Source organism: Chromobacterium sp. CV08 (assembly GCF_051129845.1).
Taxonomy (GTDB): Bacteria; Pseudomonadota; Gammaproteobacteria; order Burkholderiales; family Chromobacteriaceae; genus Chromobacterium.
In genome coordinates, this window is record NZ_CP150453.1 from 75,616 (window position 1) to 97,345 (window position 21,730).

General features: G+C 67.9%; 21 protein-coding genes. 13 read left to right on the forward strand and 8 right to left on the reverse strand.

What is annotated here, in order from left to right; genetic code table 11:
* Positions 1-13 precede the first annotated feature (13 nt).
* Both WNM05_RS00305 and WNM05_RS00310 read left to right on the forward strand, forming a co-directional pair.
* Positions 14-1,888 (forward strand): ribonuclease catalytic domain-containing protein, encoded by a 1,875-nt coding sequence (locus WNM05_RS00305; protein ID WP_434631421.1) that lies wholly within the window; start codon positions 14-16, stop codon positions 1,886-1,888.
* A 229-nt stretch (positions 1,889-2,117) separates the two neighbouring features.
* Positions 2,118-3,779, forward strand: a complete 1,662-nt coding sequence (locus WNM05_RS00310) for an AMP-binding protein (RefSeq protein WP_434631424.1) — start codon at positions 2,118-2,120, stop codon at positions 3,777-3,779.
* A gap of 2 nt (positions 3,780-3,781) precedes the next feature.
* On the opposite strand, the gene WNM05_RS00315 is transcribed toward WNM05_RS00310, so the two are convergent.
* On the reverse strand, positions 3,782-4,603 hold the full coding sequence (locus tag WNM05_RS00315; RefSeq protein ID WP_434631427.1) for an HDOD domain-containing protein: 822 nt from the start codon (positions 4,601-4,603) through the stop codon (positions 3,782-3,784).
* 201 nt (positions 4,604-4,804) lie between these two features.
* On the opposite strand from WNM05_RS00315, the gene WNM05_RS00320 reads away from it, so the two are divergent.
* Together WNM05_RS00320 and WNM05_RS00325 are read left to right on the forward strand one after the other, a co-directional pair.
* Positions 4,805-6,433, forward strand: coding sequence for a methyl-accepting chemotaxis protein (locus WNM05_RS00320; protein ID WP_434631428.1), 1,629 nt, complete (start codon positions 4,805-4,807; stop codon positions 6,431-6,433).
* Positions 6,434-6,516: 83 nt separating this feature from the next.
* Positions 6,517-7,251 (forward strand): glycoside hydrolase family 16 protein, encoded by a 735-nt coding sequence (locus WNM05_RS00325; protein ID WP_434631430.1) that lies wholly within the window; start codon positions 6,517-6,519, stop codon positions 7,249-7,251.
* A gap of 21 nt (positions 7,252-7,272) precedes the next feature.
* Here WNM05_RS00325 and WNM05_RS00330 read toward each other — a convergent pair whose 3' ends face one another.
* The 5 genes from WNM05_RS00330 to WNM05_RS00350 all read right to left on the reverse strand — a co-directional run bounded on the left by WNM05_RS00330 (position 7,273) and on the right by WNM05_RS00350 (position 11,917).
* Positions 7,273-8,094 (reverse strand): class I SAM-dependent methyltransferase, encoded by an 822-nt coding sequence (locus WNM05_RS00330; protein WP_434631433.1) that lies wholly within the window; start codon positions 8,092-8,094, stop codon positions 7,273-7,275.
* A gap of 210 nt (positions 8,095-8,304) precedes the next feature.
* The gene (locus tag WNM05_RS00335; RefSeq protein ID WP_434631436.1) at positions 8,305-8,973 is read right to left on the reverse strand and encodes a DUF4377 domain-containing protein; all 669 of its coding nucleotides are present in this window, start codon (positions 8,971-8,973) and stop codon (positions 8,305-8,307) included.
* Positions 8,974-9,085: 112 nt separating this feature from the next.
* Positions 9,086-10,459, reverse strand: a complete 1,374-nt coding sequence (locus WNM05_RS00340) for an NAD(P)(+) transhydrogenase (Re/Si-specific) subunit beta (RefSeq protein WP_434631438.1) — start codon at positions 10,457-10,459, stop codon at positions 9,086-9,088.
* Positions 10,460-10,461: 2 nt separating this feature from the next.
* Complete coding sequence (locus WNM05_RS00345) at positions 10,462-10,761, reverse strand: proton-translocating transhydrogenase family protein (protein WP_434631441.1); 300 nt, start codon at positions 10,759-10,761, stop codon at positions 10,462-10,464.
* A complete protein-coding gene (locus WNM05_RS00350; protein WP_434631444.1) occupies positions 10,754-11,917 on the reverse strand; it encodes a Re/Si-specific NAD(P)(+) transhydrogenase subunit alpha in 1,164 nt (387 codons plus the stop codon). The genes WNM05_RS00345 and WNM05_RS00350 overlap by 8 nt, the downstream gene beginning before the upstream one ends.
* Before the next feature lie 388 nt (positions 11,918-12,305).
* On the opposite strand from WNM05_RS00350, the gene WNM05_RS00355 reads away from it, so the two are divergent.
* From WNM05_RS00355 to ybgF, 9 genes are all read left to right on the forward strand, one after another.
* Entirely contained in the window at positions 12,306-13,298 is a 993-nt protein-coding gene (locus WNM05_RS00355; RefSeq protein ID WP_434631447.1) for a sensor histidine kinase, read from the forward strand.
* Positions 13,299-13,337: 39 nt separating this feature from the next.
* Positions 13,338-13,928, forward strand: coding sequence for a TMEM175 family protein (locus WNM05_RS00360; RefSeq protein WP_434631450.1), 591 nt, complete (start codon positions 13,338-13,340; stop codon positions 13,926-13,928).
* Positions 13,929-13,992: 64 nt separating this feature from the next.
* Complete coding sequence (locus WNM05_RS00365) at positions 13,993-14,172, forward strand: DUF3460 family protein (protein ID WP_434631453.1); 180 nt, start codon at positions 13,993-13,995, stop codon at positions 14,170-14,172.
* A gap of 61 nt (positions 14,173-14,233) precedes the next feature.
* Positions 14,234-14,899: a class I SAM-dependent methyltransferase gene (locus tag WNM05_RS00370; protein ID WP_434631456.1), complete on the forward strand. Its 666-nt coding sequence runs from the start codon at positions 14,234-14,236 to the stop codon at positions 14,897-14,899.
* A gap of 117 nt (positions 14,900-15,016) precedes the next feature.
* Positions 15,017-15,430, forward strand: a complete 414-nt coding sequence (locus WNM05_RS00375; protein WP_434631459.1) for a biopolymer transporter ExbD — start codon at positions 15,017-15,019, stop codon at positions 15,428-15,430.
* A complete protein-coding gene (locus WNM05_RS00380) occupies positions 15,427-16,314 on the forward strand; it encodes a TonB family protein (RefSeq protein ID WP_434631462.1) in 888 nt (295 codons plus the stop codon). The genes WNM05_RS00375 and WNM05_RS00380 overlap by 4 nt, the downstream gene beginning before the upstream one ends.
* Positions 16,315-16,381: 67 nt before the next feature.
* Positions 16,382-17,632: a Tol-Pal system beta propeller repeat protein TolB gene (gene tolB / locus WNM05_RS00385; protein ID WP_434631464.1), complete on the forward strand. Its 1,251-nt coding sequence runs from the start codon at positions 16,382-16,384 to the stop codon at positions 17,630-17,632.
* A gap of 13 nt (positions 17,633-17,645) precedes the next feature.
* Positions 17,646-18,164: an OmpA family protein gene (locus WNM05_RS00390; protein WP_434631467.1), complete on the forward strand. Its 519-nt coding sequence runs from the start codon at positions 17,646-17,648 to the stop codon at positions 18,162-18,164.
* A gap of 125 nt (positions 18,165-18,289) precedes the next feature.
* Complete coding sequence (ybgF, locus tag WNM05_RS00395) at positions 18,290-19,033, forward strand: tol-pal system protein YbgF (RefSeq protein ID WP_434631470.1); 744 nt, start codon at positions 18,290-18,292, stop codon at positions 19,031-19,033.
* Positions 19,034-19,099: 66 nt separating this feature from the next.
* Here the strand turns inward: ybgF and WNM05_RS00400 are convergent, their stop codons facing one another.
* Positions 19,100-19,726: a bifunctional 4-hydroxy-2-oxoglutarate aldolase/2-dehydro-3-deoxy-phosphogluconate aldolase gene (locus WNM05_RS00400; RefSeq protein ID WP_434631473.1), complete on the reverse strand. Its 627-nt coding sequence runs from the start codon at positions 19,724-19,726 to the stop codon at positions 19,100-19,102.
* Between the two features lie 59 nt (positions 19,727-19,785).
* Positions 19,786-21,618: a phosphogluconate dehydratase gene (gene edd, locus WNM05_RS00405; protein WP_434631476.1), complete on the reverse strand. Its 1,833-nt coding sequence runs from the start codon at positions 21,616-21,618 to the stop codon at positions 19,786-19,788.
* Positions 21,619-21,730 lie beyond the last annotated feature (112 nt).

Here is a 21,730-nt window from a genome sequence, read left to right on the forward strand (position 1 = left end):
CTGGCATGTTTTGATGAACGTTTTTTACGAAGAGAGCGGTAGTTTCAAGGTCGGCAGCATCGTCTCGCGCAGCGACGCCAGCCTGCAGGTGGATACCCAGCACGGCAAGCGCGCCAAGCTCAAGAGCGCCAACGTCCTTCTGGAGTTTAGCTCCCCGCTGGCCGATTTTCTGCCGGCGGTGGAGCGTCTGTCGGCGGACATCGATCTCGACTTCCTGTGGGAGTGCTGTCCGGAAGACGAGTTCGCCTACCAGGAGCTGGCGGCCGACTACTTCGGCCACGAGCCGTCCGCCGCCGAGGCCGCCGCGTTGATCAACCGGCTGCACGGCGCGCCGATGTACTTCTACAAAAAGGGCAAGGGCCGCTACAAGAAGGCGCCGCAAGAGGCCTTGCAGGCCGCGCTGGCCGGCGTCGAGCGCAAGAAGCGCGAGCAGGAGCAGATAGACGGCTGGGTCGGCGAGCTGAAGGCCGGCACACTGCCGGAGGCGATCCGCAGCCAGCTGATGCCGCTGTTGTGGCGGCCGGACAAGAACACGCTGGAATACAAGGCTTTCGACCAGGCCTCGCGCGAGCTGAACCTGCCGCCGCTGCGGCTGGCGGCCAAGGTCGGCGGCATCCCGTCGGTGCCGGACTACCTGATGGCCGGCTTCCTGATGGAGTACTTCCCCAAGGGCGCCGGCTTCGGCAAGTACGCGCCGCCGGCCGAGATGCCGGAGCTGCCGGTGGCCGCGGCGCGCGCCTTCTCGATCGACGACGCCAACACCACCGAAATCGACGACGCGCTGTCGGTCGAGGACCTGCCCAACGGCAACAAGCGCGTCGGCATCCACATCGCCGCGCCGACGCTGGGCGTGCCGGCCGGTTCCGACATCGAGAAGATGGTGCTGTCGCGTCTGTCCACCGCCTACTTCCCCGGCGACAAGATCACCATGCTGCCGGACGACGTGGTGCAGGCGTTCACGCTGCAGCAGGGCCGCGACTGCCCGGCCTTCTCGCTGTACGTCGAGGTGACGCCGGCGTTCGAGCCGGTGGCCTTCGAAAACCGCATCGAGCGGGTGCACATCGCCGCCAACCTGCGCCACGCCGAGCTGGAGCAGGTGTTCAACGAGGAAACGCTGGCCAACGATCCGGGCGTGGACTACCCGTTCAAACGCGAGCTGGTGTGGCTGTGGCAATTCGCCGAGGCGCTGGAGAAGCGCCGCGGCAAGCACGACCCGAGCCGTCCGGTGCAGCACGACTACAATATCGACGTCGTCGACGGCGTGGTGTCCATCACCATACGCAAGCGCGGCGCGCCGATGGACAAGCTGGTGTCCGAGCTGATGATACTGGCCAACAGCGAATGGGGCCGGATGCTGGCCGAGGCCGACATCCCGGCGATGTACCGCGCGCAAAGCATGGGCAAGGTGCGGATGACCACCCGCCCCGAGCCGCACATCGGCCTCGGCGTCGCCCAGTACGCCTGGAGCACCTCGCCGCTGCGCCGCGCCAGCGACTTCATCAACCAGCGCCAGCTGGAGGCGATGATACGCGGCGAGAAGCCGCCGTTCGCCCAGGGCGACGCGATGCTGTTCGCCATCCTGCGCGACTTCGACGCCACCTACGGCGCCTATCTGTCCTTCCAGGACAAGATGGAGCACTACTGGTGCCTCAGCTATCTGCTGCAGCAGAACATCACCGAGCCGACCGCCACCGTGATCAAGGAGGATCTGGTGCGCATCGACGGCCTGCCGCTGAGGCTGCGCATCCCCGGCCTGCCGGAACTGGCGCGCGGCGACCGCGTGCAGCTGTCTGTGGTCAAGGTGGATCTGCTGACGCAGGAGATCGAGCTGCGCTACACCGGCCGGCTCGACCATGTCGACGCAGAGGCCGACGACGGCGAGAACTGAGCGTCGCCGCCGTCCAGGCAAGCCGCCGCGCCTCCGGGCCCGGCGGCTTTTTCACGCCCGCTCCCGGCGATGCGCGCTCGCCGGACATCACAGTCTTGGCCGGGTGTCCGATTGAAATCGCGATGACATTGGATTAACGTCGCGGGTGCCATGCCGCATGCCATTCACCGATTCCGACGATAACAAGATTGATCCGCGACGCCGCCGCGCCGCGCGCACAGGAGGAAACATGCAGGATTTCGCCCGTCACCCGGACACGCCCGAACGCCTCGACGAGCTGCCAACCGCCTCGCTTGGCCAGATGCTGGCCCAGACCGTCGCCCGCTATCCCGACCATATCGCCTGCCACAGCATGGGCCGCGACCTCGGCTACCGCGAGCTGGACCGGCAAAGCGCCAGGCTGGCCGACTATCTGACCCGCGGCCTGGGCCTGCAGCCCGGCGAGCGGGTGGCGCTGATGATGCCGAACCTGCTGCAGTATCCGGTGGCGCTGTACGCGGTGCTGCGCGCCGGCCTGGTCCTGGTCAACGTCAACCCGCTGTACACCGCGCGCGAGCTGCGCCACCAGCTGGCGGACTCCCAGGCCCGCGCCATCGTCGTGCTGGCCAACTTCGCCCACGTGGTGGAGGCGGCCGCCGCCGGCACCGATCTGCGGCATGTGATCGTCACCGAGGTCGGCGACCTGCTGCCGGCGCCGAAGCGCTGGCTGGTCAACGCCGCGGTGCGCTACCTGAAGAAGGGGGTGCCGCCTTACCGCCTGCCCGGCGCGGTCTCCTTCCGCCGCGCGCTGGCCGGCGGCGACGAGCGCCGCTGGCGCGACGCCGACACGCCGCCGGACGCGCTGGCCATTCTGCAGTACACCGGCGGCACCACCGGCCTGGCCAAGGGCGCGATGCTCAGCCATCGCAATCTGCTGGCCAATGTCGAGCAGGCGCGGCTGGTGCTGGGCGAGGCGCTGCCGGAGGGCAAGGCGGTGGTGGCGACGCCGCTGCCGCTGTATCACGTGTTCGCGCTGACCATCAACTGCCTGCTGGTGACGCGCCTCGGCGGCTGCAGCCTGCTGATCGCCAATCCGCGCGATCTGGACGGCCTGGTGGCCGAGCTGGCGCGCCATCCGGTCAACGCCTTCACCGGCGTCAACACGCTGTTCAACGCGCTGACGCATCACCCCGGCTTCGCCAAGCTGGATTTCGGCCGCTGGCGGGTGGCGATAGGCGGCGGCGCCGCGGTGCAGGCCTCGGTGGCCGAGGCCTGGCAGCGCGTCACCGGCCTGCCGCTGCTCGAGGGCTACGGCATGACCGAGGCCTCGCCGCTGGTGACGGTCAACTCGCTGGCCCTCGGCCGCTACACCGGCACCGTCGGCCTGCCGGTGCCCGGCACCGAGGTCGAGCTGCGCGACGACGCCGGCCGGCGAGTGGCCGACGGCGAGCCCGGCGAGGTCTGCGTGCGCGGCCCCCAGATCATGGCCGGCTATTGGCAGCGGCCCGAGGAAAGCGCCCAGGTCTTCCACGCCGACGGTTTCTTCGCCACCGGCGACATCGGCGTGCGCACCGAGGACGGCATGCTCAAGCTGGTGGACCGCAAGAAGGACATGGTGCTGGTGTCCGGCTTCAACGTCTATCCGAACGAGGTGGAAGAGGTCGTCGCGCAGCATCCCGGCGTGCGCGAGGCCGCCTGCGTCGGCGTGCCGGACGAGCGCACCGGCGAGGCGGTGAAGATCGTGGTGGTGCGCAAGGACCCCGCGCTGACGGCCGACGCGCTGCAGCGCCACTGCCGCGACCGCCTGGCGGCCTACAAGGTGCCCCGCCACGTCGAGTTCCGCGACGAGCTGCCCAAGTCCAACGTCGGCAAGATCCTGCGCCGCGAGCTGCGCAGCGGCGAGCCTGCCTAGGCCTAGAACATATCGTCGGTCAGCGTGCTGGCGCGCTGCAGCTCGTCCACCGCATCCTTCACCGTGTCGCGGCTCAGGCGCAGCCGCTCCAGCACCCGGGCCGGCAGACTGGCCAGCATCTCGTCGGCCGTCATGCCGTTGCCGAAGCCGGCGACGACGAAGGTGGCCAGCCCGATCAGCAGCGCGTAGGACGAGGCGTCCTCGTTCAGCAGATCGTGCTGGTTCAGGATGGCCTCCTGGATGTCGTCGGGGAAGTTCCAGCGCCGCGCCAGCTCGGCGCCGAGCTCGGTCAGGTCCATGCCCAGCAGCATGCGCTCGGTGCTGATGCGCTCGGCGCCGCCGGCGACGATGCGGTCTATCTGCTGGGCCTGTTCCGGCACCGCGACATAGAGCACCAGCTCGCCGATATTGGCCAAGAGGCCGCAGGTATAGCCCAGCTGCGCGTCCAGCCCGGACAGCTTGGCCAGCAGCTTGGACGTGTTGGCCATCTCGAAGCAGCGCTGCCAGAACGCCTTCATGTCGAAACCGCTGATGCCCAGCGTCGCGCCGGTGACGCCGGAGGCGATCACCAGCACCCTCAGATTGTCGAAGCCCAGCAGCACCACCGCGTCGTCCAGCGAGCCGACCTTGCGGCTGCCGCCGAAGCGCGCGCTGTTGGCCAGCCTCAGCACCCGCGCCGTCAACACCTGGTCGTGCCCCACCTTGTCGGTGATTTCATCGATGTTCACGTCCGAGCGGTGGAAGCTCGCCACCAGTTCCTGCACCACCTTGGGCACCATCGGCAATTTGCCGGACGCCTTGTCGAAGATTTCCGCCACTTGCATCTGCCTGTCCCCCCATGGACGGTTGCGCAGGTTTGAGCTTAGGCAATGACGGCGGGAATGCGAAGTGGGAAAACAGCCGGGTCCGGCCGGCCCGCTCTGCGCTTTCTTTTTGCGCGGCGCCGCCGCAGCAACTATTTTTCAGGCATGCGCACCGCGCCGGGCCGACCGGGCCGGCGTTCCGCCGTTTCCGGGAGAAACCCCATGTTGTCGCAACTATCCGTCAAGCAGAAGCTGTTGGCCGGCTACGGCCTGTTGATCCTGATCCTCGCCGCCATCGTCGTCACCGCGGTGCTGAAGCTGAACACCATCCAGGCCAAGGAACAGGAGATCACCGAGAACCGCTATCCGAAGGCCGAGCTATGCAACAAGATCGTGCTGCTCACCTTCGACGTGGCGCGCAAGGTGCGCGACGCCATCATGGCCCACAGTCCGCAGGAGATCGAAGCCACGATAGGCAAGATCGAGACGCTGCGCGCGCAGAACACCAGCTATCTGCAGCAGCTGGACAAGGGCCTGGTCTCGCCCAAGGGCCGCGCGATCTTCGAACAGGCGATGCAGGCGCGCGACGTGCTGTCCGCCCAGTACGCGCCGTTGTACGCGCTGGTCCGCGCCGACAAGGACGCCGAGTCGCAGGCCTTCCTGAAACAGCGTTTCGTGCCGGCCAACGAGGCCTTCATGCTGAAGCTGCAGGAGCTGGCCGCCTATCAGAACGAGCGGGTGCAGCAGGCGGTCGGCGACAGCAAGGCCGCCTACAGCCAGGCTGTCGCCATCATGCTGATCGCCGCCGCCGCCGCGCTGGCCCTGTCGGTGGCGGTGGCGCTGTTCATCGCCAACCTGGTGACCACGCCGCTGAAAAAATCGGTGGAGTTGGTGCGCAATATCCAGCAGGGCGACCTGTCCGGTATCGACGAGCCGCTGCCTGTCTCGCGCGACGAGGCAGTCGAGATCGCCCGCAACATCCAGCACATGCGCCAGGGCCTGCGCGAGGTGGTGTCCAGCATCCAGGACAACGCCAACCAGGTATCGGACTCCGCCCACGAGCTGGCCAGCATGGCACAGCAGGTGGCCACCGGCGCGCAGCGGCAGTCCGAAGCCACCGCCGAGGCCGCCGCCACCATCGAAGAGCTGACGGTCAGCATCAACCACGTCGCCGACAATTCCGATCAGGCTTCGCGCCAGGCGCACGACGCCGGCGAGCTGGCCGGGCGCGGCGGCCACGCGGTGCAGGCCTCGGTCGGCAAGATCCAGTCGGTCAGCAGCGCGGTGGCCGCCACGTCGGAGGAGATGCGCAGCCTGACCGGCGAGGTGCAACGGATCGGCAATATCGTCACGGTGATCCGCGACGTGGCCGACCAGACCAATCTCTTGGCCTTGAACGCGGCGATCGAGGCGGCGCGCGCCGGCGAGATGGGCCGCGGCTTCGCCGTCGTCGCCGACGAGGTCAGGAAGCTGGCCGAGCGCACCACCAGCTCGGCGCAGGAAATCACCCAGATGATAGGCGCGATCCAGCAGGGCGTCGAAAAGGTGGTCGGCAGCATGGAGCAGAGCCTGGCCAGCGTCGACGCCGTTTCCGGCAGCGCGCGCGAGGCCAGCAACTCGATGGAGGAGATCGAAGGCAGCACCCGCTCCATCGTCGGCACCATAGGCAATATCACCAGCGCGCTGGGCGAGCAGCGCACCGCCAGCCTCAGCCTGGCGCAGAGCATGGAGCAGGTGTCGCAGATGGCGGAATCCAACAGCGCCACGGTGGAGGAGCTGGCCACCACGTCCAGCCAGTTGAACGCGCTGTCGCACAATCTGCAGGGCGTCACCGCGCGCTTCAGGCTGTAGCGTCCGGCCGCCCTGGCCCGGCGGCCATGGCGGCCTGCCATCGCGTCATGGCACGATGGCGGTTTCACCGACAGGAAACCGCCATGATGAAAACCCCGCTTCTTCTCGCCGGCGCGCTGCTGGCCGCGCTGGCCCTGCCGTCCGCCGCGAAAACCGTCCGTTTCTCCGGCTACGACTGGGAGGTCAGGAACCAGGGCAGCAGCGGTCCCGGCCCCAATGTCTGGGACGAGAACAATGTCTGGCTGGACGCCCAGGGCCGGCTGCATCTGAAGATCGCCCGCCGCGGCGGCCAGTGGACGTCGGCCGAACTCTATCTGCCGCAGCGCCTGGGCTTCGGCCGCTACCAGTTCAAGCTGGTCGGCCGCCCGGACCGCTTCGACCCGAATGTGGTGCTGGGCCTGTTCAACTATCCGACGCCGGACGTCGGCCCGGACGGCAGCAACGAGATCGACATCGAGTTCTCGCGCTGGGGCAGCGTGTCCAATCCGATGGGCAACTACACCGTCTACCCGGCCCGGCCCGGCCCGGCGCCGACCTCGTACAGCTTCGACTTCGCGCTGAACGGCGACTACAGCACCCACCGCTTCGACTGGGACGCGACGGCGGTCGAATACCAGTCGCTGCACGGCTTCCAGGACGGCGACCGCTACCCGATCGCCCATTGGCGCTTCGCGCCGACCGACGCGGCTCAGCGCGTGCCGCAACAGCCGCTGCCGGTCCATCTGAACCTGTGGCTGTTCCAGGGCAGGCCGCCCGTCGACGGCAAGGAGGTGGAAGTGGTGATACAGGAATTCAAGTTCGTCCCCGCCGCGCGCTGACGGCGCGGGCGGGGTCCGGGATCAATAGGCGAAGCGCTCGCGCAGATCCATCAGGTTCAGCTCGTCCAGTATGGCCAGCTGGCGCTCGCGGGCGCTGTTCTTGCCCTTGCCGGTCTTCTTGGCGATGATCAGTTCGTTCTTCATCGAGTGCTCCCAGCCGACCAGCTCGGTGACGGTCAGCTGGTAGCCGCGCGCCTCCAGTTGCAGGCAGCGCAGCACATTGGTCAGCTGGCTGCCGAACTCGCGGGTGTGTATCGGGTGGCGCCACAGCTCGGACAACGGCGTCTTGCCGAAGGTCTCGTTCTTCTTCTGCCGCAGCACCGAGGCCACCTCGGCCTGGCAGCACGGCACCAGCACGATGTACTGGGCGTCCTTGGCCAGCGCGAAGCGGATCGCGTCGTCGGTCGCGGTGTTGCAGGCGTGCAGCGCGGTGATGACGTCCACCTGGGCCGGCAGCTCGGTCGAGGTGATCGACTGCTCCACCGTCAGGTTCAGGAAGCCCATGCGTTCGAAGCCGAGACGGTCGGCCAGGTCGCGCGACTTGTCCACCAGCTCCTGCCGCGTCTCCACGCCGTAGACGTGGCCGGCTGCCTTGTCCTTCAGGAACAGGTCGTACAGGATGAAACCGAGGTAGGACTTGCCGGCGCCGTGGTCGGCCAGCGTCATCGCGCCCTTCTTCTCCAGCACGTCGGCCATCAACGGTTCGATGAACTGATACAGGTGGTAGACCTGCTTCAGCTTGCGGCGGGTATCCTGGTTGATCTTGCCGTCGCGGGTCAGGATGTGCAGCTCTTTGAGCAGTTCCAGCGATTGCTGCGGTTTGATTTCGGGAATCAGGCTCATGGCGGCCTCCTGCAATTTCAATGCCGCGATTGTAGCAGAGCGGTCCTCCCGCGCCCGAGCCGCAGCCTGCCCGCAATCTTCATGATCTTGAAACCTCGGGCCAGCTACCCGGCGGCAGGCTTGAAGGGACCGGGGCACATCGCATACGTGGCGTTCCCCGCCCCTCACGAGCCCAATGCCAAACCTATTCGTAAGATCGTAAGCAGGCTATCAGGGCTTCTTCACCACTTCCTGCTCGACCACCATGTCCAGTATCCAGCGGATGGACGAGGCGTCGGCCGGCGGATTGTCGACCTTCACTTCCTTGATCCGCAGCCGGTAGGCGACGCCGGGCTCGGGCTGGAAGCCCTCGATCTCGCCGTAGTGCAGTTCCCAGGGCTTGGCCTTGTCCGCGCGCACCTGCAGGCATTGCATCGGCGCGACGCCGACGCAGGCCTTGCGATCCGGCGCGACATAGATCAGCTTGAGCTCGCCCTGCGGCTGGCGCTCGAAGTTCAGCGCGTCCTTGCCGTCGGCGAGCCGCAGCCGGTCGCCGTCCAGGCTGACGTCCATGCCGGCCTCCAGCTGACGGATCAGGCGCGCGTCGCGCTGCATCGCTTCCGGCGGACACATCATCAGCGTCGACGCCAGCCGTTCGGCGCGCAGCTTGCCGTCCTCTATCGCGACCGGCCCGAACATGCCGTTGCAGCCGGCCTTGGCGAACAAGCGGCCCTGGTCCACGCGCAGCAGGATGGCCTGCTCGCCTGCGCCGGCCTGCTTCCATTCGCCTTGCAGCTCGGCCAAGGTCGGCGCCGGAGCGGGACGGAGCGGGGCGGAAGGGGCGGCGCAAGCAGCCAGCAGGGGGGCGCCGAGCGCCAGCAGGGTCAAACGGAAGGACATTGCGGATTCCTGAATAAATAAGCTATGACGCGGCGGCGGCGCACAGGTTCCTTCAATCGGCAGATGGCAAAACGCCCGCCGATGGCGGGCGTCTCCGGGCGAGCGACCGGCCTCAGTGCGCCGCGCTCTTCAACAGATCCTCCACCACCTTCTTGGCATCGCCGAACACCATCATGGTTTTATCCATGTAAAACAACTCATTGTCCAGCCCGGCATAGCCGGCGCTCATCGAGCGCTTGACCACCACCACATTGCGCGCCTTGTGCGCCTCCAGTATCGGCATGCCGTAGATCGGGCTCTGCTTGTCCTTCTGCGCCGCCGGATTGACCACGTCGTTGGCGCCTATCACCAGCACCACGTCGGTGGTGGAGAAGTCGGCGTTGATCTCCTCCATCTCCAGCACCTGCTCGTACGGCACCTCGGCCTCGGCCAGCAGCACGTTCATATGGCCCGGCATCCGCCCGGCCACCGGGTGGATCGCGTAACGGACCTTGACGCCCTGCTCGTGCAGCAGTTCGGCGAACTCCTGCAGCGCATGCTGGGCGCGCGACACCGCCAGGCCGTAGCCGGGCACGATCACCACCTGGTCGGCGTTGCCCATCAGGAAGGCGGCGTCCTCGGCGCTGCCGCTCTTGTAGGACTTCGCCGGCCCGGCGTCCGCCCCGCCGCCGGTCGCCGCCTCGGCGCCGAAGCCGCCGAGCAGCACGCTGACGATGGAACGGTTCATCGCCTTGCACATGATGTAGGACAGGATGGCCCCGGACGAACCGACGCAGGCGCCGGCGATGATCAGCACCGGATTGTCCAGCGTGAAGCCGATGCCGGCCGCCGCCCAGCCGGAGTAGCTGTTCAGCATCGACACCACCACCGGCATGTCGGCGCCGCCTATCGGGATGATCAGCGTCACCCCCAGCACCAGCGCCACCGCGACCATCGCCAGGAAGGCGGCCTGGCTGTCCGTCAGGAAATAGGCGGCGCCGAAGCCGGCCATCGCCAGCGCCAGCAGCAGATTCAGCGGATGCTGGCCGGCGAAGTGGATCGCCTTGGCGCCGAAGCGGCCGGACAGCTTGCCGTAGGCGATCACCGAGGCGGTGAAGGTGATGGCGCCGATGAAGGCGCCGATGAACAGCTCTACCTTCTGCGCCGGCGTGTGCTCGACGCCCGCGTGGAAGATGGCGGCCACCGCGATCAGCACCGCAGACAGACCCACCAGCGAGTGCATCGCCGCCACCAGTTCGGGCATGCCGGTCATTTCCACCGTGCGCGCCTTCCAGGCGCCGACGACGGCGCCGGCCGCGACGGCGCCGGCGATCAGCGCCAGCACCGGCTTGTCGACGACGATCAGCGTGGTCAGCACCGCGACCGTCATGCCGACGATGCCGTACAGATTGCCGCGCCGCGCCGAGGCCGGGCTGGACAGGCCCTTCAGTGCCAGGATGAACAGCACCGCGGCGAGCAGGTAAAGAACAGCCGAAACGTTCTGCATCGTCATCCCCTGTTTTTCTTCTTGAACATGTCCAGCATCCGCTGGGTGACCAGGAAACCGCCGAAGATATTGATGCTGGCGAGGAAGACGGCGATGGCGCCCAGCACCGAGGTGACGGTGATCTGTTGGCCTCCGACGTCCACCACCTGCAACATCGCGCCGACGACGATGATGCCGGAGATGGCGTTGGTGACCGCCATCAGCGGCGTATGCAGCGCCGGCGTGACGTTCCACACCACGTGGTAGCCGACGAAGACCGCCAGCACGAAGATGGTCAGGCTGGTGATGAAGGGATCAGCCATGATGCGGCTCCTTGTCGTGGTTGGCGGCGGCGGGGCTGGCGGCGGCGCCGAAGCGCTGCTGGCCCTCGTGGGTGACCAGCGTGGCGGCCAGCAGCTCGTCGGCCAGATCCAGCGTCAGGCCCTCCGGCCCCAGCAGCAGGCCGAGGAAGGTGAAAAGATTGCGCGCGTACAGGCTGGACGCGTCGGCCGCCAGCATGGCCGGCAGATTGAGCAGGCCCACCAGGTGCACGCCGTTGTCGGACAGCCAGGCCTCGCCGGCGCGGGTCAGCTCGCAGTTGCCGCCGGCTTCGGCCGCCAGGTCGACGATGACCGAGCCTGGCCGCATCGCCGCCACCGCGGCGGCGTCCAGCAGCCGCGGCGCCGGTTTGCCGGGAATCAAGGCGGTGGTGATCACGATGTCGGCGGCGGCGGCGCGGCGGGCCAGCAGCTCGTTCTGCCTCGCCAGGAACTCGGCCGTCATCTCGCGGGCGTAGACGCCGGCGCTGGCCGCCTTCTCCTCGTCCGTCATCGGCACCTCGACGAACTTGGCGCCCAGCGACTCCACCTGCTCGCGGGTGGCCGGACGCACGTCGTAGGCCTCGACCACCGCGCCCAGCCGCTTGGCGGTGGCGATGGCCTGCAGGCCGGCGACGCCGACGCCCAGCACCAGGACCCGGGCCGCCTTCACCGTGCCGGCGGCCGTCATCAGCATAGGCATGAAGCGCGGATAGAACTGGCCGGCCAGCAGCACCGCCTTGTAGCCGGCGATATTGTTCTGGCTGGACAGCGCATCCATGCTCTGCGCGCGGGTGGTGCGCGGCAGCAGCTCCAGCGCGAAGGCCGACACGCCCTGCGCCGCCAACAGCGGCAGCAACGGATTGTGATGCGGCGACAGCATGCCGATCAATACGGCGCCCGGTCGCAGCGCCTCGATGTCGGCGGCCTCCGGCGTCCGCACGCACAAGACCACGTCGGCGCCGGCCAGCAAGGCCTGGCGGGACTCGACGATGGTCGCGCCGGCGGCGGCGTAGGCCGCGTCGGGAATGGCGGCGGCCAGGCCGGCGCCGCGCTCGACGCCGACGGCGTGACCGGCGCCGACCAGCTTGCCCACGGTGTCGGGCGTGGCCGCCACGCGGCGTTCGCCGGCCAGCCGTTCGGCTGGTATGACTATCTGCATCGCTGCGATCTCCTGCAAATGAAGGGGGAAATCGGGGTCCGTAACGTTCGCGCCAAGCCTTCGAACGGTCGTTTGAAAACTATTAAAAGCATGTGGCCATCCATTATGCAAGGCATATATTGACTACCGTATATCGTCGGACAGGCCGGCCTCAACTGGGACTTGGTACACACCGGCAGCCCGACATTGCAGCAGAAATTAATGCCAAAAGCATGACGATGATCCCCCCCGCCGATAGGAATCGAATGTTATCGGCCGCGCCCGGCTGCGTGTAAAGCCGGGACCGGGCCGGCGTCGCCGCGGCTTGCGCCAGGTCAACGGCGGCATGGCGGATGCCGCGCCGGCCGCCGCTTGCTATGATCGCAGCATCGTCCCCGCAGGTACCGCCATGCCCCGCACCTCCCCGACGCCGCTGCCGGACTTCCGCAATCTCGGCGTGATGCTGCGCATCCTGCTGCTGCCGCTGGCGCTGCTGTTCGCCGCCGGCACCCAGGCGCTGGCCGGCCCCGAACCGCTGTGGCGCTGGCTGCAATCGGCGCTGGCGCTGTTGCCCGGCAGCCTGCTGACGCTGGCGCTGCTGGCGCTGGCCGGCCCGTGGCTGGCGCGGCGGCGGCGCGGCGACGTCTGGGTCGTGCTGATCGCCGGCGCCAGCTTCGCGCTGTGCCAGTGGCGGCTGCTGGCCGAACCGATCTGGCCGGCGCCGCTGCTGGCGATGCCGGCTGCGGCGGCGCTGCTGCATTACCTGTCGTTGCGCCAGCGCGCGCTGTCCCCGGCGATGGCCGAGGCCAGGCTGGCGGCGCTGCAGGCGCGGATACGGCCGCATTTCCTGTTCAACAGCCTGAACGCCGCCATCGCGCTGATCCGCTCGCGCCCGGGACAGGCCGAGGATGTGCTGGTCAATCTGGCCGAGCTGTTCCGCGCCCAGATGACGGCGCCCGACCGCGCCTCGACGCTGGCGCGGGAAATCGAGCTGGCCAGGATGTATCTGGCGATCGAAGCCGAGCGCCTGGGCCCGCGGCTGCGGACAGTCTGGCGGATAGAAGCGCCGCTGGACGCGGCGCTGCCCCCGCTGGTGCTGCAGCCGCTGGTGGAAAACGCGGTCTACCACGGCGCCGAGCAGCTGGCCGGCGAGGTCGAGATCGTCGTCTCCGCCCGGCTGCAGAACGGCCAGCTGGAGCTGACGCTGGACAATCCGGCCCCGGAGACGCCGGCGCCCAGCGCCGGCAACCGGATGGCCTTGTCCAATCTGCGCGAGCGGCTGGCGCTGTTCTTCGACGCCGAGGCCTCGCTGTCCAGCGAGCTGCGCGACGGCCGCTACCGCACCCGCATCCGCCTGCCGTACCGTCGCACCGATAGACCGGCAGACGACAGGCTAAACTAGGGTGGTTTGCATTCGAATAAAAGGCGGAGGCGGGGAGACATGGAGAAAAACCGGCTGGAGGCGTTCAGCGACGGCGTGATCGCCATCATCATCACCATCATGGTGCTGGAGCTGAAAGTGCCGCACGGCACCGACTGGCAGTCGCTGGCGCCGTTGCTGCCGATCTTTCTCAGCTACCTGCTCAGCTTCATCTACGTCGGCATCTACTGGAACAACCACCACCACTTCTACCACGCCACCCGCCGCGTCGACGGCCGGGTACTATGGTCCAATCTGCACCTGCTGTTCTGGATGTCGCTGATTCCCTTCGTCACCGGCTGGATGGGCGAGAACCACTACGCGCCGCTGCCGGTCGCGATGTACGGCGCGGTGCTGCTGATGTGCGCGATCGCCTGGTGGATCATGCAGCAGTCGCTGCTGTGCCTGCCCGGCAACCGCACGCGGCTGTCCGAGGCGCTGGGCGGCGACATCAAGGGCAAGATCTCGCCGCTGTGCTATCTGCTGGCGATCTGCCTCGCCTGGTACCAGACCTGGCTGTCCGGCTTGCTGTATCTGGCGGTGGCGCTGATGTGGCTGGCGCCGGACCGCCGCATCGAGAAGATGCTGTACCAGGACGAGGACCAACGCTGAGCCAGCATGGCGACATGGCCCCGAATCGATTAAAATCAACGGATCAGCAACCATGGAGGGTACGATGTACCAGTCCGAATTCACCCAATTCATCAACGGCTTCCTGGACAAGAACCCGGAAGTGGACAGCGAGCGCCGCGAACTGCGCCTGACGCTGTGGGACCGCAAACTGGACCTGGACGAGCAGCGCCGCTGGAAGGAATCCAGCGTGCCGCAAAAGGCCTACGTCTACCAGCCGGAATAAGGCTCCGCCGGTCCGCACCCGACGCCCCTCGCGGGCGTTTCGTCATTTTGGAAGCCCGAGTATGACCCGCCACACCGTCGCGCTCAGCAGCGCCCTCTCCGACTACCTGTTCGACATCGCCGTCGCCGAGCACCCGGCGCAGCGCGAATTGCGCGAATTCACCGCCGGCCACCGGCTGGCCAAGATGCAGATCTCGCCGGACCAGGGCCAGTTCATGGGCTGGCTGGCGCGGCTGATCAGCGCGCGCCGCTATCTGGAAATCGGCGTGTTCACCGGCTACAGCGCGCTGACCGTGGCGCTGGCGATGCCGGACGACGGCGAGGTGGTCGCCTGCGACGTCAGCGAGGCCTTCACCGCCATCGCCCGCGAATACTGGGCCAAGGCCGGCGTCGCCGACCGCATAGACTTGAGGCTGCAGCCGGCGCTGAACACCTTGCGCGAACTGCTGGACGAGGGCCGGGCCGGCGGCTTCGACCTGGCCTTCATCGACGCCGACAAACCCGGCTACCGCGACTACTACGAAGCCTGCCTCGAGCTGGTGCGGCCCGGCGGCGTCATCGCCATCGACAATATCTTCCTGTCCGGCCGCGTGGTCGAACCGAAGCCGGAGGACCCACCCGGCGTGCACCTGGTGCACGCGTTCAACGCCAGCCTGAAGACCGACGCGCGCGTCCACATGTGCGTGCTGCCGATAGGCGACGGCCTGACGCTGTGCACGCGCCGCTAGTCGGCGCGCACGAACTTTCGCGATGCTCGGACGGTCTGTAACGTTTTGGCCACAGCGCCGCGCCCCGCGCCGGTGCTATGATGGCCGTTTGTCGACCGAGCCTACCCCGTCACCGTCATGCTGAACCGCCGCCCCCGCCGCCAGATCAACCAGATGAACGTCGTGCCCTATATCGACGTGATGCTGGTGCTGCTGGTGATCTTCATGGTCACCGCCCCGATGTTCACGCCCGGCGTGATCGACGTGCCCAGCGTCTCCGAGGCGCCGGCCATCGACGTCCGTCCGCTGGAGGTGACCGTGGACGCCGCCGGCAAGATCGAGCTGGTCGACGGCGAGCAGAAGAGCCGCGTCGACTCGTTGGACGACCTCGCCAGCCAGCTGCAGGCGGCGATCGGCGCCGGCCAGCGTCCGGTGGCCATCTCCGCCGACGCCAATCTCAAATACGCCGACGTGGTGAAGATCGCCGACCGGCTGCACCAGGCCGGGATCAAGCGCGTCGCGCTGACCGTCAAGCAAATCAGCAAGCAATGAGTTCGCAACCGTCCTCTTCGCCGCGCCCCTGGACCTTCATCGCATCGGCGCTGTTCCACGCCGCCGTGATCGGCCTGTTGCTGTGGGGCGGCCTGCAGACCACGCCGCCGCCGAGTCCGGCGCCGCTGGCGCTGGAGCTGTGGACCACCGCGCCGCCTCCTCCTCCGGCGGTGACCGCGCCGGTCGCGCCGGCGCCGGCGCCCGAACCGGCCCCGGAGCCGAAACCGGTGGTCGAGACGCCGCCGGCCGACGTCAATCTGGGCAAGAAGGACGCGCCCAAGCCCAGGCAGGAGAAACCGGAACCCAAGCCGGCGGCCGAGCCGGAGCCGAAAAAGCCCAGGCACGAGCCCAAGCCGGCCGAGGCGGAGAAAAAACCGCACGAAAAGGCCAAGCCGGCGGCCAAGGCGCCGGAAAAGAAAGAAGCCAAGACCCAGACGCCGCCGCCGGCCAAACCCGGCCACAAGACGGCCAAGGCCTATAACAACGAAGCCGACGACCTGCTGTCCAGCCTGGACAGCACGCGCAGCAGCGGCAAGCCGAACGCGCGAAGCGACCAGGCGGGCAGCAAGCACGGCGTCGCCGGCGGGGCCGTCAACGGTTCGGGCGTCAACGCCGGCTGGATAGACCTGGTCAAGGCCAAGGTGACGCCGCTGGTGCAGGTGCCGCCGGGCATCGCCGGCAATCCGGCCGCGGTGCTTCGGGTGACCTTGTTGCCGACGCTGGAGGTGAAAACGGTGCAATTGGTGAAAAGCAGCGGCGTGCCGGCCTATGATGATGCCGTGCAGCGCGCGGTGTGGGAGGCCAAGACCTTCCCCAGGCTGCCGGCCGGCGCCAATTTCAACGACGGCTACCGCTCGTTTACCCTGACGTTCCGCCCGCATTGAGCGGACCGTGATCCAAACCGAGGAAACCATGCCGAGCTTGCGAGCCCTGTTACGCGGGATGGCGATGATGGCGCTGCTGATTGCCAGCGTCGCCCGCGCCGAACTGAACATCGAAATCATAGGCGGCGGCGCCAGCCGCCACGCCATCTCCGTGCTGCCGTTCAAGGACGAAGGCCCGACGCAGGGCAATCTGACGCCGGTGATACGCAACGACCTGGCCTTGTCCGGCGCCTTCCGCCTGGTGGACCCGTCCGCCGTCGCCAATGTGCCGTTCGAGCCGGCCGACATCCGTTATCCGCTGTGGCAGGCCGCGGGCGCCCAGTCCGTCGCCATCGGCAAGGTGGAAAGCGCCGGCGGCGGCCAGATCAAGATCAGCTTCCGGCTGATGGACGTGTCGCAGCGCAGGCAGCTGACCGGCGGCGAGTTCACCGTGACGCCGGACCGCAGCCGCCAGGTCGCGCACGCGATCGCCGACATGATCTACGAGGCCATCACCGGCCAGAAGGGCTTCTTCAACACCCGTCTAGCCTATGTGCTGAAGTCCGGCCGCAACAGCTACGCGCTGCAGATTTCCGACGTCGACGGTCAGCGCAGCCAGACCATATTGCGTTCGACCGAGCCCATCATCTCGCCGAGCTGGAGCCCGGACGGCCGCTACATCGCCTATGTGTCCTTCGCCAGCCAGAAGCCGGTGGTGTGGGTGCAGGACCTGGCCACCGGCCAGCGCCGCGCGGTGGCCAACTTCAAGGGCAGCAACTCGGCCCCGGCCTGGAGCCCCGACGGCAGCAAACTCGCCGTGGTGCTGACCACCAGCGGCAATTCGCAGATCTACGTCATCAACGCCGCCGGCGGTTCGGCGCGGAGGCTGATGTACAACGGCGCCATCGACACCGAGCCGACCTTCAGCCCGGACGGCTCCATGGTGTACTTCGTGTCCGACCGCAGCGGCGCGCCGCAGATCTACCGGGTGCCGGTCGGCGGCGGCGACGCGCAGCGCGTGACCTGGGAGGGAAATTACAATGTTTCGCCCAAATTGGCGCCCGACGGCAAGACCCTGGTCTATATTCGCCGTTCCGCCGGCAATTTCCGTGTGATGTCGCAGGATCTGGCAACTAATGACACCCGTCTATTGTCTGATGGTAGTTACAGCGAACGCCCCAGCTTCGCGCCGAACGGCCGCATGGTGTTGTACTCCAGCGACGCCGGCGGCAAGAGCGTGTTGTACGCCGCCACAGCCGACGGCAGCAGCAAGGTGAAGCTGGCCGTGCTCAACGGCGATGTTCAGGACCCGGCATGGGGTCCGTTTAATAATCCTTGATCGGGAGCCAACAATGAACTTGAAGCAAATCGCACTCGGTGGCGCCATCGCCACCCTGCTCGCCGCCTGCGCCAGCACCAAGCCGGCCGAAACCCCGGCCGCGCCGGTCACCCCGGCCCCGCAAAGCCAGGCGCCGGTCACCGCGCCGAGCACCGAGGGCAATGTGGCGATGGATCCGCTGAACGATCCGAACAGCCCGCTGGCCAAGCGCAGCGTCTACTTCGCCTTCGACTCCTCCGCCGTCGACGGCGAAGGCAAGACCGTCGTCGCCAACCACGCCGATTACCTGAAGGGCCACGACAAGAAGGTGATCATCCAGGGCAACACCGACGCCCGCGGCAGCCGCGAATACAACCTGGCGCTGGGCCAGCGCCGCGCCGAAAGCGTCAAGCACGCGATGGAAGTGCTGGGCGTCAAGGACAGCCAGCTCGAAGCGGTCAGCTTCGGCAAGGAAAAGCCGAAGGCCACCGGCAACACCGACGCCGACTACGCCGAAAACCGCCGCGCCGACATCGTCTACCAGGGCCAGTAAGCGCCTGAGGCGGGCGGCCGCCGCGCCGCCCGCCATGCCTTTTCGCAGCCGGACATCGGCCCGAGGCTGCCGTCCGGCGGCCAAAGCGCTATGATGTCCGGCTGTCGCCACTCACCGGAAACACCATGAAACGGATCGCCATCAGTAGCGCCCTCCTGCTGATCCTGACCGGCTGCGCCAGCTCCAGCGACCTGGAGGAAACCCGCCGCCAGCTGGCCCAGGTGAATCAGCAGGCCACCACCCGCATCGCCGCGGTGGAAACCAAGCTGTCCAACGACAAGCTGCTGGAGATGGTCAACCAGGTCGATACGCTGAAGGCCGAAGTCGCCAAGCTGCGCGGCGACGTCGAAGTGCTGAACTACAATCTGCAGACCACGCAGAAACGCCAGAACGACCTGTACAACGACCTGGACGGCCGCCTCGCCCATCTGGAGGGCGGACCGGGCAAGCAGGACGCCTCGCAACCGGCCGCCGCCCAGCAGGCCGCCGCCGGCGACAGCCAGGCCGCGCCCGACTACGACAAGGCGCTGAATCTGTTGCGCGCGCGCGACTTCCCGCATGCGATCAATGCGCTGGCGCTGTTCATCCAGCAGAACCCGCAGGCGCCGCAGGCCGCCGAGGCCAGCTACTGGCTGGGCGTCGCCCATACCGCGCTGCGCCAGTACGACGCCGCGATCGACATCCACCGCCGCTTCGTCGAGCAGTACCCGAACAATCATTTCGCGCCGGACGCCTTGCGCAATATCGGCAACTGCCAGCGCGACCTCGGCCAGCAGGACCAGGCGAAGAACACCTTCCGCCGCCTGATCAAGCTGTACCCGAAGACCGACGCGGCGCAGAAGGCCAAGCAGGCGCTGGCCAGGATGTGAGCGGCGCCGCCGCGCGGACGAAAAAAACGCTCCCGGAGGAGCGTTTTTTCTTGGCCGGCGCCGGGCTCAGCCGCGGGACAGCTGGCTGGCCTCGCGGGCGAGCCGGGTGATGCGGTCCCAGTCGCGGGCGGCGATCGCGTCGTCCGGCGTCAGCCAGCTGCCGCCGACGGCCAGCACGTTCGGCAACGCCAGGTATTCCGGCGCCTTCTTGATGTCTATGCCGCCGGTCGGGCAGAAGCGCAGGTCGGGGAAGGGGCTGGCCAGCGACTTCAACAGCTTGACGCCGCCGACCGCCTCGGCCGGGAACAGCTTCAGCGTGTTGAAGCCCTCGTCCTGAGCCCACATCGCCTCCGACGGCGTCGCGATGCCGGGGATCAGCGTCAGGCTGGACGCGCGCGCGGCCGAGGCCAGCTCGCCGGAGAAGCCCGGGCTGATGCCGAACTGGGCGCCGGCGTCGACCGCCGCCTCCAGCTGGGCGCGGTTGCGCAGCGTGCCGGCGCCGACGATGGCCTCCGGCACCTCGTCGCGCATCCGGCGCATCGCCGCCAGCGCGGCCTTGGTGCGCAGCGTCACTTCCAGCACCTTGACGCCGCCGGCGACCAGCGCGCGGGCCAGGTCCACCGCCACCGCGGCGTCGTTGACGATGATCACCGGAACCACCGGGCCCTGGCGCAATACAGTCAAAGCATCCATTTCCATCTCCTGTTGGCGGACGGCGCTTGCCGCGCCGCCTTGCTGAATCCCCAAAGCGCTCAGTTCCAGGCCGGGTGGCGGAAGCTCATCGCGCCGGCCTCGGCCTCGTCCGCGCCGTGGCGGAACACCGCGAACAGCTCGCGGCCCATGCCGTATTCGTTGTGCGACAGATCGGCCTGCACTTGCTCGCGCGCCGCCCATTCGGCGGCGTCGACCAGCGCCTTCAGCTCGCCGGTCTCGGCGTCGACGCGTATCAGATCGCCGTCACGGATCTTGCCGATGGCGCCGCCGGACAGCGCTTCCGGCGACACGTGGATCGCCGCCGGCACCTTGCCGGACGCGCCGGACATGCGGCCGTCGGTGACCAGGGCCACCTTGAAGCCGCGTTCCTGCAGGATGGTCAGCGCCGGGGTCAGCTTGTGCAGCTCCGGCATGCCGTTGGCGCGCGGGCCCTGGAAGCGGATCACCGCGACGAAGTCCTTTTCCAGCTCGCCGCGCTTGAACGCCGCCAGCATGTCGTTCTGGTCGTGGAACACCACGGCCGGCGCTTCCACCACGCGGTGCTCCGGCTTCACCGCCGACACCTTGATCACCGCGCGGCCGATGTTGCCGGCCATCAGTTTCAGGCCGCCATCGGCCGAGAACGGATTGGACGCCGGACGCAGCACGCTGTCGTCGCCGCTGACGGCCGGCGCGTCGCGCCATTTCAGCTCGCCGCCGTCCAGCCACGGCTCTCGGGTGTAATGCGACAGGCCGCGGCCCACCACGGTGCCGACATCGTCGTGCAAGAGGCCGGCCGACAGCAGTTCGCGGATCACGAAGCCCATGCCGCCGGCGGCGTGGAAGTGGTTGACGTCGGCCTTGCCGTTCGGATAGGCGCGCACCAGCAGCGGGATCACGGCGGACAGCTGGTCGAAATCGTCCCAGTTGACGTCTATGCCGGCCGCGCGGGCGATGGCGACGATGTGCATCGTGTGGTTGGTCGAGCCGCCGGTGGCCAGCAGGCCGACGATGGCGTTTACGATGGATTTCTCGTCAATCATCTCGCCGACCGGCGTGAACTCGGCGCCCTGGGCGGCGATCTTCGCGCCCTGGACCGCCGCGGCGCGGGTCAGCGCCTCGCGCAGCGGGGTGTTCGGATTGACGAAGGCGGCGCCCGGCAGGTGCAGGCCCATGATCTCCATCAGCATCTGATTGGAGTTGGCGGTGCCGTAGAAGGTACAGGTGCCGGGACCGTGGTAGGACTGGCATTCCGATTCCAGCAGCGCGTCGCGGCCGACCTTGCCCTCTGCGTACAGCTGACGCACCTTGGCCTTGTCGTCGTTGGCGATGCCGGTGGTCATCGGGCCGGCCGGCACGAATACCGCCGGCAGGTGGCCGAAGCTCAGCGCGCCTATCATCAGGCCCGGCACGATCTTGTCGCACACGCCCAGATACAGCGCGGCGTCGAACATCTGGTGGCTCAGCGCGACGGCGGTGCTCATCGCGATCACGTCGCGGGAGAACAGCGACAGCTCCATGCCCGGCTGGCCCTGGGTCACGCCGTCGCACATCGCCGGCACGCCGCCGGCGAACTGGGCGGTGGCGCCGGCGGACAGCGCCGCCTCCTTCAGCCAGGCCGGGAAGGCCGCCAGCGGCTGGTGCGCCGACAGCATGTCGTTGTAAGAGGACACGATGGCCAGATTCGGCCGGTGCTCCTGCTTCAGATGGATCTTCACCGTGTCCGGCATCGCCGCGAAGGCGTGGGCCAGATTGGTGCACGACAACTGGGCCCGTTCCACCCGGCCCTGCTGGGCGGCGGCGCGCACGCGCGCCAGGTAGGCGTCGCGCCGCGCGCGGCTGCGCGCGACGATGCGGTCGGTAACGGCGGACAGGGTGGGATGCAAGGCCATGATGACGTTCCGTGTTGAATTGATGTCGATAGTAGTTTTACTACACTCAAAATGCAAGGCGCGCTACGCGCCCCCGCTGACGCCCCGCGGCGGCCATCGCCCCTCGTTTCCT